The organism is Trebonia kvetii (assembly GCF_007827045.1).
Classification (GTDB): domain Bacteria; phylum Actinomycetota; class Actinomycetes; order Streptosporangiales; family Streptosporangiaceae; genus Trebonia; species Trebonia kvetii.
Genome location: NZ_RPFW01000001.1, coordinates 423020 through 437326 on the forward strand (window position 1 = coordinate 423020; position 14307 = coordinate 437326).

The 14307-nt window shown below is 71.0% G+C and carries 11 protein-coding genes; 4 read left to right on the top strand and 7 right to left on the bottom strand.

All coding sequences use genetic code 11. The features are described from left to right. Nucleotides 1-56: 56 nt before the first annotated feature. Complete coding sequence (locus tag EAS64_RS01720; protein WP_145850940.1) at nt 57-2597, bottom strand: LuxR C-terminal-related transcriptional regulator; 2541 nt, start codon at nt 2595-2597, stop codon at nt 57-59. Between the two features lie 240 nt (nt 2598-2837). On the opposite strand from EAS64_RS01720, the gene EAS64_RS01725 reads away from it, so the two are divergent. Continuing rightward, nucleotides 2838-4244 (top strand): FUSC family protein, encoded by a 1407-nt coding sequence (locus EAS64_RS01725; protein ID WP_145850941.1) that lies wholly within the window; start codon nt 2838-2840, stop codon nt 4242-4244. Here EAS64_RS01725 and EAS64_RS01730 read toward each other — a convergent pair. From EAS64_RS01730 to EAS64_RS01740, 3 genes are all read right to left on the bottom strand, one after another. Continuing rightward, the gene (locus tag EAS64_RS01730) at nt 4241-5014 is read right to left on the bottom strand and encodes a ParA family protein (RefSeq protein WP_145850942.1); all 774 of its coding nucleotides are present in this window, start codon (nt 5012-5014) and stop codon (nt 4241-4243) included. The two genes, EAS64_RS01725 and EAS64_RS01730, sit on opposite strands and share 4 nt — an antisense overlap. Then, nucleotides 5015-6718, bottom strand: a complete 1704-nt coding sequence (locus EAS64_RS01735) for a CHAD domain-containing protein (protein WP_145850943.1) — start codon at nt 6716-6718, stop codon at nt 5015-5017. 134 nt (nt 6719-6852) lie between these two features. Further along, nucleotides 6853-7833: a PfkB family carbohydrate kinase gene (locus EAS64_RS01740; protein ID WP_222848923.1), complete on the bottom strand. Its 981-nt coding sequence runs from the start codon at nt 7831-7833 to the stop codon at nt 6853-6855. Between the two features lie 506 nt (nt 7834-8339). Here EAS64_RS01740 and EAS64_RS01745 point away from each other — a divergent pair. The 3 genes from EAS64_RS01745 to EAS64_RS01755 all read left to right on the top strand — a co-directional run bounded on the left by EAS64_RS01745 (nt 8340) and on the right by EAS64_RS01755 (nt 9385). Beyond that, complete coding sequence (locus EAS64_RS01745; RefSeq protein ID WP_187365625.1) at nt 8340-8759, top strand: hypothetical protein; 420 nt, start codon at nt 8340-8342, stop codon at nt 8757-8759. Nucleotides 8760-8900: 141 nt separating this feature from the next. Next, the gene (locus tag EAS64_RS01750; RefSeq protein ID WP_145850945.1) at nt 8901-9146 is read left to right on the top strand and encodes a hypothetical protein; all 246 of its coding nucleotides are present in this window, start codon (nt 8901-8903) and stop codon (nt 9144-9146) included. Further along, nucleotides 9143-9385, top strand: coding sequence for a type II toxin-antitoxin system RelE family toxin (locus tag EAS64_RS01755; RefSeq protein ID WP_145850946.1), 243 nt, complete (start codon nt 9143-9145; stop codon nt 9383-9385). The genes EAS64_RS01750 and EAS64_RS01755 overlap by 4 nt, the downstream gene beginning before the upstream one ends. A gap of 48 nt (nt 9386-9433) precedes the next feature. On the opposite strand, the gene EAS64_RS01760 is transcribed toward EAS64_RS01755, so the two are convergent. The 3 genes from EAS64_RS01760 to EAS64_RS01770 all read right to left on the bottom strand — a co-directional run bounded on the left by EAS64_RS01760 (nt 9434) and on the right by EAS64_RS01770 (nt 13866). Next, nucleotides 9434-10369: a serine protein kinase RIO gene (locus tag EAS64_RS01760; RefSeq protein ID WP_145850947.1), complete on the bottom strand. Its 936-nt coding sequence runs from the start codon at nt 10367-10369 to the stop codon at nt 9434-9436. 195 nt (nt 10370-10564) lie between these two features. Further along, complete coding sequence (gene pstS, locus EAS64_RS01765; protein ID WP_187365626.1) at nt 10565-11578, bottom strand: phosphate ABC transporter substrate-binding protein PstS; 1014 nt, start codon at nt 11576-11578, stop codon at nt 10565-10567. Nucleotides 11579-11664: 86 nt separating this feature from the next. Beyond that, nucleotides 11665-13866 carry a sensor histidine kinase gene (locus EAS64_RS01770; protein WP_145850949.1) on the bottom strand — a complete coding sequence of 734 codons (2202 nt, stop codon included), beginning with the start codon at nt 13864-13866 and terminating at the stop codon, nt 11665-11667. Between the last annotated feature and the right edge of the window lie 441 nt (nt 13867-14307).

Here is a 14307-nt window from a genome sequence, read left to right on the forward strand (position 1 = left end):
GGCCGGCTTCCCGCGAGGGGGGCCGGCCGTCACGCGGTTTCGCGGGCGAACGACCGTCACCCGGGCTCGCGCGGCGGCGGAATCGGCGGACCCTCGCCGTAGTCACGCTGGCCCGCGGCGAGCGCGGCGATCTGCACCCGGCTGCTGTAGCCGAGCTTGCCGAGTATGTGCTCGATGTGCGCGTCGACCGTCCGCTTGGAGACAACGAGGCGGGACGCGATGTCCTTGTTGGCAAGACCCCCGGCCACCAGCGCGGCCACCTCGCGTTCGCGAGCCGTGAGCAGCGCCCAGCGAGCCGCCGACTCCGCCGCTCCGGCCTGGGCGGGCACCGCTGCCGCCGCCGACCCGGCTCCGCCCGCACCGCCCGGCCTCGCACCGGGAGCGCGGCCACTGCCGCGCACCGTGCCCGGCTGCCGGGCGGCGGGCGCCCGTCCCCGCCCTGACCTGGCCTGCGGCGGCGCTTGCACCGCGTTCCAGGCCGCCGCCTGGGTCGTCAGCGCCATTCCCGCGGCGTGCTCGGCCGTGTACCTGGTGGCGCCGAGCGCGTCGGTCGCCTGGCGCGCGGCGACGTCTCGTTCGGCGTCGAGCAGCGCGAGGCCGAACCGTGGCGCGCGCACACCCTCCCGCACGGCGAGTCGTTGCCAGATCCGGTCCGCCGCCCCGAGCAGCCTCGCCGTCCGCCGGTGATCGCCTGCGCCCTCGGCGAGCCAGGCAAACGCCTCCAGGTGCTGCGCCACCGCCAGTTCGCCGCCGAACGGCACAAGCAGCTCGAGCCCCGACCGCAGCCGCTCAGCCGCGGTGTCCCGGTCACCGTCGAACCACGCGGCGACGCCGCCGAGCCACGCCGCCCAGCCGCGCGCCCAGCGCTCATCCGCGGGCAGGACCGCCGTCAGCTGGTCGCAACGGGCGGCGCAGTCGGCGTACGCGTCGTGCCGCAGCGCGTCCATGGCCGCGGCAAGGCCGTCGAGCAGCCGCGCGAACGGACCCGCCGCGGGCCCGTCGGACAGCGGCCCGGCGGTCGGAGCGTCACCCTGGATGAATGTCACCCAGGCAAGACGGCCGGCGAACTGGCGGTGCGGCGGCCGCGGGCCCGCCGAGACGGCGGAGAGCCAGGAGCGCACCAGTCCGAACCGGTCCGTGCAGATCAGCCACGGCCAGCAGGCGACGGCGAGCTCCGCGGCCATCGCCCCGTCACCCTCGGCGAGCGCGCCGTCGAACGCGAGCCGCAGGTTGGCCTCGTCCCTGGCGAGCGCCGCGACAAGGCCAGGCTGGCCTGGCCCATTGAAGGACGCGGCGAACGCGGCGGCCACATCCAGGTAGTGGCCGCGGTGCCGCGCGGCGCACACCCGCGCGTCGGTCGCGAACTCGGCGCCGTGCTCCCGTTCCACCCTCGGCAGCCAGTACCTGGCCGCGTCACCCTCGTCCTGCTCGCGCAGCACAACCGACTTGTCCACCAGGGCGACGAGCGTGTCGACGATCTCCGCGGCCGCCAGCATGCCCGACCCGCGGTCATCCCCCGGGGGGACGACCCCCCGTACCCCCCGGGGCGGGCCCGGCAGAAAGGCAAGCGTGCCCGACCCGCGGTCATCCCCCGGGGGGACGACCCCCCGTACCCTCCGGGGCGGGTCCGGCAGAAAGGCAAGCGTGCCCGACCCGCGGTCATCCCCCGGGGGGACGACCCCCCGTACCCCCCGGGGCGGGCCCGGCAGAAAGGCAAGCGTGCCAGACCCGCAGACAGCCTCCGCCGCCTTCAGGTCGAAGCTTCCGGGGAAGACCGACAGCCGCGCCCAGAGCAGCCGCTCGGCGGGCGTGCACAGGTCATAGCTCCAGACGACGGACGCGTGCAGTGACTGGTGCCGTGCCACCCCCGCGGCCGGGCGGCCGACCCCGAGCTGCCGCAGGTGACCGGGTAGCCAGCCGAGCAGCTCGTCGAGGTCGGCGGTGCGCAGCCGGAGAGCGGCGAGCTCTATCGCCAGCGGCATGCCGTCGAGCAGGCGGCACAGGTCCACGAGCCTGGGCAGCGTGCCGGGCGTGACCGCGAACCCAGGCACCGCCGCGCCCCGGTCGGCGAGCAAGCTGACCGCCTCGCTGGCGCCGTCGGCGACGCCGAGCGGCGGGATGCGGAAGACCACCTCGCCCGGCAGGTCAAGCGGCTGGCGGCCCGTCACGAGCAGCACCGGCTCGGCGGCGCCGTGCACGATGGTGTCGGCGAGGTCGGCGCAGGCGTCGACCACATGCTCGCACGTGTCAAGAATGAGCAGCACCCGCCTGCCGCGCAGCCGGCCTGCGAGCCAGCCGGCCGACGGCTGCCCCCGTGAACCCGTCTGTCCCCGGCTCCCAACGGCGGCTGCCACCGCGCGCACCACCCCCGCCGCGTCCCGCGCGGCAGACAGGTCGGCGAGGAACACCCCGTCGGGAAACGTTCGCACGGCCTCGCCCGCCACCCTGATGGCGAGCCGTGTCTTGCCGATGCCGCCGGGACCCGTCAGCGTAACCAGCCTGGCCCTGGTCAGCACGTCCCTGATGGCGGCAGCCTCTTGCGACCGCCCGACGAACCGCGAGGTCGGTTCGGGCAGTCTCCCCCCATGCGTTATCAAGCTGTTGACCCTCTCCCCTGGGGAAACACTAATGCCTCCCCGGGTGCCGAGAGTGAGTAAACGCCGGCGTGTCGTAGCTAACCGGTGAGAACACCCTCGCGCCGGATGCAAAGCCGGGTTACACCCGCCGACGCCGCCGTGGAATACCTAGGCCAGCGACCTGTTGCAGTTGGGACGGCCCATAACGCGCGGCCGTGTCGTCCCTGCCCGCCATGCGAGATGGACTGCCTACTCATCATCATGCGCTTCGCACCGTTCCGCTACGTCCGAACCGCCCGTACCGCACTGCAAACCGCAAGTCCTGCCACGTCCCACATCACGCGGCTGACGGCAACCGCGACCTTCGCGTACCTGCTCGCGCTGCTGATCCCCGCCGGGACCTCCCGCCCGGTGCTCGCGCCGCTGACCGCGCTGCTCGTGCTCCAGGCCAGCCTGTACCAGACGATCCGCAGCGGCATCCGCAAGGTGATAAGCGTCGCCGCGGGCGTCCTCGTCGCGGTCGGCGTCTCGGAGTTCATCGCCTTCAGCTGGTGGCAGCTCGCCATCGTCATCGCGGCGGCGCTGCTCATCGGCCGGATGCTGCGGCTCGGCGATGACCTGCTCGAAGTTCCGATCAGCGCGATGCTGATCTTCTCGTCGGCCGGCACCCACGTCGCCGCGACCGGCCGCATCGTCGACACCCTTGTCGGTACCGCCGCCGGGCTGGCCGGCGGCCTTGTCTTCGCCAAGCCGCACGTGCAGCCTGCCCGCGAGGCGGTCGGCACGCTGGCCGGCCGGCTCGCCGGCCTGCTGGAGCGGATGGCCAGCGAGCTATCGCCGGCCGGCGACGACCAAGCCAAAGACGGCCACGACACTGCTGGCAGCGACGCTGCTGGCCACGACACTGCGGGCGCCGCAGCCGCACCCGACCCGGCGAAGGTCCGCGACTGGCTCACCCAGGCGCGGGCGCTGCGCGACGAGATCGAGCGGGTCGACGACACGCTGCGCAGCGCGGACGACAGCGTCCGGCTCAATCCCCGCACCCGCCTCGGCGGCGTCCCCGACGACCTGCTTGCCGCGGGGCCCGGGCTGCACGGCGGCCTGGAGGCCCTCGAGCACGCCACCGTCACGGTGCGCGGGCTTGCGCGCTCGATCCTGGACAGCGCGGGGATCGACAGCGACACCTCGCCGGTCAGGGACGAGCAGACCCGCGCCAGGCTGGCGGACGTGCTGCGCAACCTCGCGTCGGCGGTCCGCACCTACGGGCGCCTCGCCCAGGTCTTCCCCTCGGACAGCGAGCAGCTCAAGTCCGAGCTCGAGGGGCAGCTCGAGGCCGCGCACCGGGAGCAGGACGAACTCGCCGCCGTGCTCGAACCGCGCACCCCGGCCGCGGGCGGCGCCAGCGAGTGGCCGCTGCGCGGCGAGATCCTCACCCACATCGACCGGCTCCGCACCGGGCTGAGCCCGGACATCGTCGCGCGGGCCGTGGCGCCGCCCGGCATCCGGCTGCACCGGGTGCGGGCGGCCGTTCGCAAGCCGCTCGGCCGTCCCGTCGCGGCCAAATGTGGCACGGCGAAGCGCGACATAGCCACGCGCGAAAAGAACAAGAGGGACAAGCAGCGAGGCGAGCATCCGCGAGACTGGCGGCGGCCCGCTGCCGACCGTTAGCTGGTCATCTCGCCGATCTCGGCCCACAGCGCGCGGTAGGCCTTCGCCGCGGCGCTGGCCGGCGCGAAGACGGTGACCGGCGCGCGCTCCACCGACATCGTCTCGATGACGGACAGGGCGGGGATCACGGTGCTCGCTACCTCGTCGCGTTCCGCGGACAGCTTCTCAGTGATCTCCCTGTGCAGCTTCTTGCGCCGGTCGACCATCGAGAAGAACGACAGGAGCTTCGGGCGACGGCCCTTGAACTCCCCGACGAAGTCCGACAGCTGCTCCAGGGTGCGCACCGACAACGTGGTCGGGATAAGCGGTACCACGATGACGTCGGCGGCGTGCAGCACGTTCTCCGAGACGAGCGACACTGACGGCGGGCAGTCGAGGAACACCGCGTCGTACTCGGCGGCGAGCGGCGCGAGGAGTCTGGCGAGCTTGCGCGCCTGCTTGCCGCCCGGTGCGCCGCCGCCCGTCTTCGCGTCGCCGATGTCGAGCAGCAGGTCCATGTTCCGGTAGGTGAAGTCGGCGGGGATGAGGTCGAGGTTGTCGAAGTCGGTGCCCTTGATCTCGTCGTCGAGCGGACGCTTGCCGCTGATCAGCGCCCTGCCGCCGCCCTTGACCTTCGGCTTGACACGGAACATGAAGCTCGCGGCGCCCTGCGGGTCCAGGTCCCACAGCACGGTGCGCAGGCCGCTCTCCGCCGCCAGGTAGGCCAGGTTGACCGCGGTCGTTGTCTTCCCGACCCCGCCCTTGATGTTGTATGTGGCGTAAATCCGCATTTAGGCGGTACCTCCCCGCAGCAGCGCGGACATCCGGCGCTGACCTTCCACGTCGGCGAATGCGGTGAAGCGCCGCTCGAAGTCGGCGCGCGCCGCGCGCTGTCGCACCGCGAGGCCCGCCGTGATCTCGCCCATCGCGAGCAGCGTCACCGCGGGCGCCTCGCCAGCGGCGAGCATCGCCGCCGCGAGCGTCCGGATCTCGTGCACCTGCACCTCGGTGTCCTGGAATTCCCCAAGGCAGTCCTGTAGGCGCTTGAGGTCACCGACCACCTTGCCGTAGTCGCCAGGATCGTGCAGCGGCGCGAAGAACTCAAGCGCGTACCGCAGCTCCTTGGCCCGCTTGCGCAGGTCGTGCAGGGCCTCGGCGGGCGTCTCCGGGGTGATCGCCGCGCCGCGCCGCGCCACCTTCGTGAAGGCGATTCTGGTCCGCTCCGCGGCGAGCACGCCCGCCGTCCCGGCGGCGTCGCCGGTGAACTGTCCGGAACGGTTGCGGCTGCGCCTGCCCGGCTTCTGCGCATCCTGCCTGATCTTGGTGAGCCTGATCCGCCACTCCGACAGGAGGGTGACGAACCGCTCCGAGCGCAGCCCGCGGCTGAGCGCGCGGAACTCCCTGCGCCGCCGCTGCTCCAGGTAGGCGCGGAAAGGCTCGAGGTCGTCCGGCTTCGCCGCGGCGAGGCCGCGGGCCGTCTGCTCGAAGTCGAGCAGGTGCACGTCCAGGTCCCTGGTCGGCGTCGTCATGTCGCCGACCCACTTGAACTCGGCGGCGAACATGGCCAGTTCCTCGACGGGCATGCCGACCAGGGCGTCGCCGCACAGCTTCAGGGCGCTGCGGGTCCGCCGCACGCTGACTCGCAGGTCGTGCAGGAACTCCGAGTCGGTGTCCGCGAGTACGCCGCGTACGTTCGCCTCGATGGTGTCGAGCAGTCGCAACAGGATGGCCGCGGCGGCCGCCGACGCGGACATCGCGGCGGTGATGTCAGCGTCGACCTTGTTGGAGTAGTCGCCTGGCCTGCGACCGAGCGCGCGCAGCGCGTAGGCGAGCGGCTGGTCCACGGTGGTCTGCAGGCCGGGAACGGCGTTGACCAGGCGGACGGCCCGCCGAGCCGGCCCCAGGTAGCCGCGGATCGCGGTGATCGTCAGCCGGGCCGGCAGCGGGACCGGCTGCGGGGTAGCCGATCCGGTGCTTGCGCGCCCGGCCGGCCGCGAGCCGTCGAGTGACGGCCGCGCGACGTGCAGCCTGGCGACGGTCTTGCCGTCGGAGTTCAGCAGCCGGTACACGGTGGTCACCGTGGTCGTGCTGACGACGGGAAGCAGGGCGCGCGGCGCGACCAGGCCGGCGATGCGAGCGGTGACCGGGCCGTCCGGCAGGTCGGGCAGCAAGAGCGGACGGCTTGCCTGCCAGCGGGCCACCGGCTGCGCCAGTTCCTCGTCGCCGGCGCCTGAGCCGTCGCCGCCGTTGCCCGCAAGGAGCAATTCGCTGCCACCGCGGCCCGGCGCGTACTCGAGGGTCAGCCCGGCCTTGTGCAGCCGCCAGTCGAACGTGTCGAGCCAGGTCGTGCGCCGCGTGCCACCGTGTTCACCTGGGGTACGCTCGGGCACCACCCCGAACTCCGCCGCCAGCGCGGCGAGCGCGGCGTCGACCGCGTCATCCCATGTTTGCGGCTCGCTGCCTTCGGCAATGAAACCCGCCAGGCCAGGGGTCATCGCACAACTCCTCTTCCGGCGATGCTTCAACTCTAGGTTGATTTAATCATAAATTCACCGTCAATGGGTAATCATGTTCATCTCTTGTTAACTCCATGTTCACCTTGACGGGTAGCGAAGTTGGTTTTGGCCTGTTAAGGGGCGAGCAGCGGCCAGCGGTAGCCGGTTGCCGCGTGCACATCGGCCGGACGCGGCATCCCTGTCTGGGTGCCTTCCCTGGTCACGGCGGTGGCGGCGGCCGCCGCGGCGGCGGTGACCGCATCGGCGGGGCCGATCCCGGCCGCGAGCGCCACCGCTAGCGCGCCCACGAACGTGTCGCCCGCTCCGACGGTGTCCACGGCGGTGACGGGGAAGGCCGCAACCGTTCCGCCTGATTGATTTTGTTCGATTGTCGTCGCGCGATAAGCGCTGCCCGCCGCTCCCGCGGTGACCACCGCGTTGCGGGCGCCGGCCTGCACCAGGTCGGCCGCCGCGGTTGCCGCCTCGGTCAGGCCGGAGACCGGCCTGCCGAGTATCGCCGCCGCCTCCGACTCGTTGACCACCAGCCAGTCCGGGTGCGCCGCGAGCAGGGCAGCCGCCCCGGGTGCAGGCGGCGCGGGCGCGAGGTTGAGCACCGTGAGCCTGCCCTCCTGGTTCAGGGCGGCGCGGATCACGGCTGTTGGCACCTCGGCGCTGATCACCAGGACGCTCGGCGCGCCGGGCAGCCGCGGTTCTTGGGCGAGCCGGTCGAGTTCCGCTGCTCCCGTCTCGCGGTTCGCGCCGGGCGCGACGGTGATCATGTTCTCGCCCGCCTGGTCGACGGTGATCATCGCGATCCCGGTCGGCACGCCCGCGGCGACCCGCACCCCCGTGTCGTCGACGCCCTCGGCGCGCAGCGCCTGCCGCAGCGCCGCGCCGAACTCGTCGTCGCCGACGCAGCCGAGCATGGCGATGGTCATGCCCGCCGCGCCGCCCAGCCTGGCGGCCGCCACCGCCTGGTTGGCGCCCTTGCCGCCCGGCGCGAAGACCGCCGCACCGCCGAGCACCGTCGCGCCCGGCCCAGGAAGCGCAGGAACCGCCACCGCGATGTCCATGTTCAGGCTGCCCAGGATTGTCAGCCGCGCCACGTTAGCCACGATCGCACCGTACTCCGCACGCGGCACAAGGGAAGGGGCAGCAGCCACGCCGGTTCCGGCACGATTGCGGAACTTTAGATCCTGGCGGAAATAAAAGACGCTATGCGCGCGCGAAGTTATCCGTGATAATCAAAATTTCCGTGATCGCGCTCCGGGTTCCGGTGCAGAAATCGAACAAATGGGGCAATTAGTTTGCAGGCATGGCGGCGGGACCTCTGCCCGCGCCATGCATACCGCGCGCGGCACGGGTAGAGATAACGGGAAAACACGGACATGCGCCCGCGGACCGTGCTGTTCGGGCAGGCTCCGCCGCGGCGGCGGGGCTGGCCGAGTAGGCCCGGCTGGACGGGAAGCCAAACGCGACATATCTTGTTATTGAGTGGTCGGAAGTAGTCATCCGAGGGTTCTCGTGCGCCCGGGCATCGCCGCCCCGCGACCGGGCGCGCGGTGGGGATGCGGGATGCGGGGGATGGTCCCCCCGGGGCAGCGGAAATTGGGAGGTAGTCATGAGGCAGGCAGGGGGCCGGGTGCGCGGGCTGACTGCGCGGCTGGCCGAATGGTGGAATTCGACGAGGAAGCAGCGCTCAGACGGCACCGCTCACCTGCGGCGCGAGGCCAGGGTCCGCGCAAGGCAGGCGGCCGCGCGAATGCAGGACTTCAAGGACAGCGACCGCGGCCAGCGGGCCGCGAGCAAGCTGAGCGACCTGCGCTCCAGCCAGCCGGCCAAGCGGGCCGAGGCGGCGTTCCAGGATCTGCGCGCGAGCGACGCGGGCAAGAAGGCGGAGAACGCGCTGTCCGACCTGCGCCAGCGGGAGCCGGTCAAGAAGGCCGAGGAGAGCGCGCGCAAGGCGATGCACGACCTTTTCAGCGGCGGCTCGAGCAGCGCTGACGGCTCTGGCTCCGGCAGCACCGGGACCAGCGCCTAGCGCTAACGCAGCACGTCACGGGCCTGCCCGCCCCGGCACAACCGGCGCCATCGCGCCGGGCCGGCGGCGGGCAGGCCCGACGCGTGCGGCACGGGGCGCGAATGCCGGAAATGGGGCCGGGGATGTCGTACGGTGAACTGCATGAGCGCGCAGCCGACGGATAGCACGGAGCCGTACGAGGTGATCCATCTCGGGGGCGAGGCGGCGGCGATCGTTCCGCTCGCCGACCTGCGCCGCCTGCGGGCCGTGGAGCGGCACGCGACCGCCCAGGCACGCGAGGATGCCGAGATCGAGGCCACGCTCGCCGGGCATGACGACTGGGCGCGGGCCGGCCGGCCCGGCGCCAGGACACACGACGACGTCATGGCCGAGCTGCTCGGCCAGTGAGGATCGAGTGGACGCCAGTCGCCGTGGCGTCCGCACGCCGGTACATGCACGACCAGGACAGCATGCGCGCCATCGGCGCGGCCGTCGCCGCGCTGGCCGTCGACCCCTACCCGGAGCCTCCCGAGGGATTTCACCGTGGCCGCTATCACCGGCTGCGCGCTGGCGGCTACCGCATCATGTACGTGGTCGACGAGGACGTGATCACGATCGAGCGGGTTGACCGCCTGGCCACGTCATAGCTGGCTATCGCTTGTCCCGGCGGCGAGTGCCGCCGGGACAAGCGCGCGTCAGGCCAGGCCCGCCTGCTCCGTGACCCGGCTCGCCAGGGCGTCCGGGTCGGCCGCGGGCAGGCCCCTGGCGGCGAACCAGGTCGCGACGTTGCGGGCGTCCCTGACCAGGAAGTCGCGCCCGGCAGGGTGCGCGATCACGTCGACCACCTGCGGGAGGTCGATGATCACCAGCCGGCCGTTGTGCACGAGCAGGTTGTACGGCGACAGGTCGCCGTGCGCCAGGCCGTGCCTTGCCAGCATGTCGAGCGCGCCGGTGAACTGCTCCCAGAGGCTGGCGAGCAGCTTCTCCCCCGGGCGCGTCTCGGCGAGCCGCGGCGCGGCGGTACCGCCGGAGTCACCGATGAACTCAAGCAGTACCTCGGTGCCGGTGATCTGCACTGGGTACGGCACGGGCAGCCGGGCGCTGTGCAGCCGGCACAGCGCGGTGAACTCCGCGCCCGCCCACTGCCCGGCGATCATCTGCTTGCCGAACGCGCTCCTGCTGGCGGTCGCCCGGTTGACGCGGCTCTCCCGGACGCGCCTGCCCTCTAGGTAGCCAGCGTCCCGGTGGAACAGCCGGTGCTCGGCGTCCCGGTACCGCTTGGCGGCGAGCAGGCAGGACCGGTCGGTGCCTGGCACGTGACGGCGGAGCAGGTAAACGTCAGCTTCCTTGCCCGTCTTCAGGATGCCTAGTTCGGTATCGACCGCGGCGAGGTCGGTGACCAGCCACTTCGGATGCGGCCGGGGGCCGCGCTCCGTCGGTGTCGACTGATCCCAGGTCGACCAGCGGTCGCCCTCTGGCAGGCCGTCGGTCTCGTCGTTGGCGTCTTCTGACTCGAGCCGCGGCAGGTGCCGGTCGCGCTTCGCGTAGACGGACTCGTCGTCGTAGAACTTGCCGCGCTTCTTACCGCGGCGGGTGACTCCGTAGTCGCCGGAGTCCGCGCTGTCGCGCATGGGTGGTGCTCCTCAGGCAGGATGTGGTCAGGAAAGGGCTGAGAAAGCCCGCAACGGGCGCTGGCATCACAGACGCCTCCCTTCCACACGGCCGACTCAAGGCGGAGGCGCTCCGCCCGAACCGGCACCGAACCTGATTCGACGGCACTATCCCATGAGCCGGCAGCCGCAGGCAACCGAATATTGGCCGGGCAGCTAGTCGCCGATCTTGCTCAGCTGCGTCTGGGCCTGCCGGTCGATACCGGAGGGCAGCGGCGCGTAGCCGAGTTCTGGAAGCAGTTCCTGGCCCGCTCCCAGCAGGTACCCGAGGTACGCCCGGAGCATCTTGGCGTCGTTCGCGTTCGGCTGCTTGGCATAAACCAGGTCCCATGACTGGTAGGTGATCGGGTAGGAGCCCGCTCCGCCCGCCCAGACCGCGCTGAAGGTTTCGTCGGGCATGAGGGTGACCTGGCTGGCGGCCAAGGCGGCGGAGGCCGGCGAGGGTGCCACGTAGTCGCCGTCTTTGTTCTTGACGGAGGCGAAGGTCAGCCCGGAAGCCTTGGCGGTCGCGTAGTCCACGTACCCGATCGCCCCGGGGGTGGACTTGACAATCTGCGCTACCCCTCTGTTGCCAGTGGCGCTCCGGCTGCCGGCCGGCCAGGAAATCGTCGAGCCCGTGCCGAGCGGCCACTGGCTGCCTGCTGCCTCCACCAGGAACTTCGTGAAGTTGGCGGTCGTGCCTGACGAATTGGAGCGGACGGCTAGGGTGATCGGGGTGACAGGCAGGAGGGCACCGGGGTTGTCGGCCTCGATCGCTGGATCGTCCCAGGTTTTGATCTTGCCGTCGAAGATTCCCGCGAGCACCGGTGCCGACAGATCGAGCTCGCGCACGCCCGACAGGTGGTAGGACAGCGTGACCGGGCCGGTAACGACGGGAAAGTAGAGCACCTTCTTGCCCGTGAAGCCCGCCTTCTCGGCGGGGGGAATCGGCGAATCCGACCCGGCGAAGTTGACTTTGTTCGCGGCCAGGTCCGCGCGGCCCGCACCCGAGCCGACACCGCCGTAGTTGACCGTGATGCCGGGCTGGATCGACTTGAAACCGGAAATGGCCACCTCCTGGAAGGTGAGCTGGAACGTCGATCCGCTGGCGCTGAGCGTTCCGCTGAGGACGGAACCGCCAGCCGAGGCTCCGCTGCCGCCCGGCGAGGAACTGCTGTCCGGCGCCGCCAAGGAGCATCCGGCGAGCGCCAGAGTCGCCGTTGCCAGCGCCGCCCCTATCGCGGCGGCTTTCCGTCCGCGCCGAAGTGCCGTTGTCTTCACGTCTGATGCCTGGCGTGCTGGCCAGCTGGCCGGCGAATCGAGCCGGGGGCGAAGTTCGCGTTCGGCACCCGCGTCGGCAGCCCCGCCGCCGATGTCACCACGGGGGACGGGACAAAGGCGGTCATCCAGGCGGGCGCCGATGGCGCATCGGCCTCGAAGCGCCGCAGCGGCGAGCTGGGCAGCGGCGCGGCCTCCAGCTCGGCCACCGTCTCGGGAAGCCATACCAGGGCCAGCACGCCACGGGGCTGGGCCTGCGTCAGCCGGACCCGGATGCCGTGCCTGGCCGCGAGCCGGCCCACCACGAACAGGCCCATCCGGCCCGAGACCCCCACGTCGATCACCGGCGGGTTGTCCAGCCGCCAGTTCGCGTGCTGCAGATCCTGTTGCGCGATGCCCAGCCCCTCGTCGGCGATCTGGACCAGCACGCCGCCGGCGGTCAGCATGTGACCGGTGACCAGCACCGGGGCCGAGGAGAAGACGGCCGCATTCTCCACCAGCTCGGCCACGAGGTGCACGACGTCGCTCGACGCACGCCAGGTGATGAGTACCCCCTGCTGGATGTTCGCCACGACCCGCTCGTACTGCTCGATCTCGGAGATGGCGGCGCGCACGACGTCGACCAGCGGCACCCGCTGACCCCACATGCGATGATCTTCGTGGCCGGCCAGGACCAGCAGATTATCCGAGTTGCGGCGCATGCGGGTCGCCAGGTGGTCCAGCCGGAACAGATTGCTGAGCCGGTCGGGGTCCTGCTCGGACTGCTCAAGGGAGTCGATGATGCCGAGCTGCCGTTCAACGAGCATCTGACTGCGGCGAGACAGGTTGACGAACATCGCGCTCAGGTTGCCGCGCAGCCTCGCCTGGTGGGCGGCCAGCTGGACCGCCTCGCGGTGCACCTGGTCGAAGGCACGCGCCACTTCCCCGATCTCGTCGGCCGAGGTGACATCGATCGGATCGATCTCCACCCTCTCGCTGGCGCCGTCACTCTCACTGAGCCGGCGGACCATCTCGGGCAGCCGGCGGTTTGCCACGTCAAGCGCGTCCAAGCGCAGCTTGCGCAGCGGACGCGTCAGGGACTTGGCCACCATCGTCGAAATCAGCACCGCCAGGCCCAGCAGGACTACGGTCAGAACGCTGGTGAACGCCAGGCCCGAGGTGGCCTGGGACCGAAGGGTGCCGGCCCTGGCGGCGATGCCGCCGGCCAACTGGTCAGCCATCTGCCGCGTGCCGTCGATGGTGGCCGACATGGCGCCGTACCAGCCCGGTGCGGTCAGCTTCGGATTGCTGACGTTGTTCAGCGCGGTCAGCGGCATGTCGCTGACGGCATTGGTCAGCGCAAGCGCCTCCTCCGTCATCGCCGCGCCGCCTGCGGCCGTCCGTCCGAAGTCCGCCAGCTCCGCCTGGCTAGCAGACGCGGTGAATTCGGCCTGGTCCGCGGCCTGCTGCTGCTGGGCCTGCAGCAGAGCAGTCAGCGCGGCGGGGCTGAGCGCTGGAGGCGAGGAGCCGAGCGCGACGAACAGCAGGCCACGCTGTACCGACATCTGGTTCTCTACCCGGAGCAGGGCGCCGAGGGCGGCTTCGTTGCCGTTAAGGTCCGCGTCACTGGTCCCGTTGCCGACCGAGGCGCTGAACGTGTCGGCCGCCTGGATGGCCTGATCTGCGTACGACTGGACGCTGACCGACGCCGAAGCCGGCGATGACGACATCGCCTTGCCGGCGCGCTGAAGGTTCGTGACTGCCTGGAGAAGGGCGGCGAGGTCCTGCACGATGGTCGCCTGGTACCCGGCGCCGCTCCGGATCCCGGCAGCCCCGGCCCTGACCGCCTGCCCGGCACTGGCTGACGTCTGCTGCGCGAGCCTTAGCTTCCGTGCCAGATCCGGCACCGCCACCCGGTTCGCCGCGTACCCCAGGGACAGGTCGCGCTCGTCTTCCAGCGCCTGGACCAGTCGCACCACCGACACGTTCATCTGTGCCAGGTTCTGCACCCGGTCGGCCGCCAGCCAGCCGCTCGCATAGCGGTCGATGGTGATCCCGCCGAGGCAGGCCGCGGTGATGGCGGGCACCACCACGATGGCCGCCAGTCGCCAGCGGACCCGCCATCTCGTGGGCGCGAACCTGGACCACGTCACCCCGGCCCGCGTTCGCGCCGCCGCGTGCCGCCCCCAGTCACCCGGATTCGTCACCGTGTGTCTAGACACTGCGATCCCACCTCGCCTCCGCCAGCGTGGTCAGGGCGCACGTCGGGGCTGCGAGATTAGGGCCTAGAACACCGCGCCACTCTCCGCTCCGCAGACGCACCGCCCGTACGGGATAGCGTCAGCGAGGCCTGGCACCGCCACCGAGGCCGGAAACGCATTGCCGCGAAATGCAATTGCATTGAACCAAAACTTCGCGCAGTACGGATACGGGTTGCTGACATTCATCGCAAATCAACAAATATTTGCTTCCGAGGAACTCCCGAGACGGCGCACATTCTTGCCCAGTTCAGCTGATCCCACATCACGGGTAACACCTGTTTCCTTAAGGCTCATTAATAGCTTTAACGACCAGCATTTCGGCAAGTCCAGGATCGCGCTCTCAGCTCATGTCTGGCCATTGTGTGTCATTTGTTGTGCATATCGACGTAAATGACATATTTC

What these genes read in the sequence shown, in the direction of transcription:
- EAS64_RS01725 (WP_145850941.1), top strand. Translation starts at nt 2,838, where the DNA reads ATGCGCTTCGCACCGTTCCGCTACGTCCGAACCGCCCGTACCGCACTG.
- EAS64_RS01730 (WP_145850942.1), bottom strand. Translation starts at nt 5,014, where the DNA reads ATGCGGATTTACGCCACATACAACATCAAGGGCGGGGTCGGGAAGACA.
- EAS64_RS01735 (WP_145850943.1), bottom strand. Translation starts at nt 6,718, where the DNA reads ATGACCCCTGGCCTGGCGGGTTTCATTGCCGAAGGCAGCGAGCCGCAA.
- EAS64_RS01745 (WP_187365625.1), top strand. Translation starts at nt 8,340, where the DNA reads ATGAGGCAGGCAGGGGGCCGGGTGCGCGGGCTGACTGCGCGGCTGGCC.
- EAS64_RS01750 (WP_145850945.1), top strand. Translation starts at nt 8,901, where the DNA reads ATGAGCGCGCAGCCGACGGATAGCACGGAGCCGTACGAGGTGATCCAT.
- EAS64_RS01760 (WP_145850947.1), bottom strand. Translation starts at nt 10,369, where the DNA reads ATGCGCGACAGCGCGGACTCCGGCGACTACGGAGTCACCCGCCGCGGT.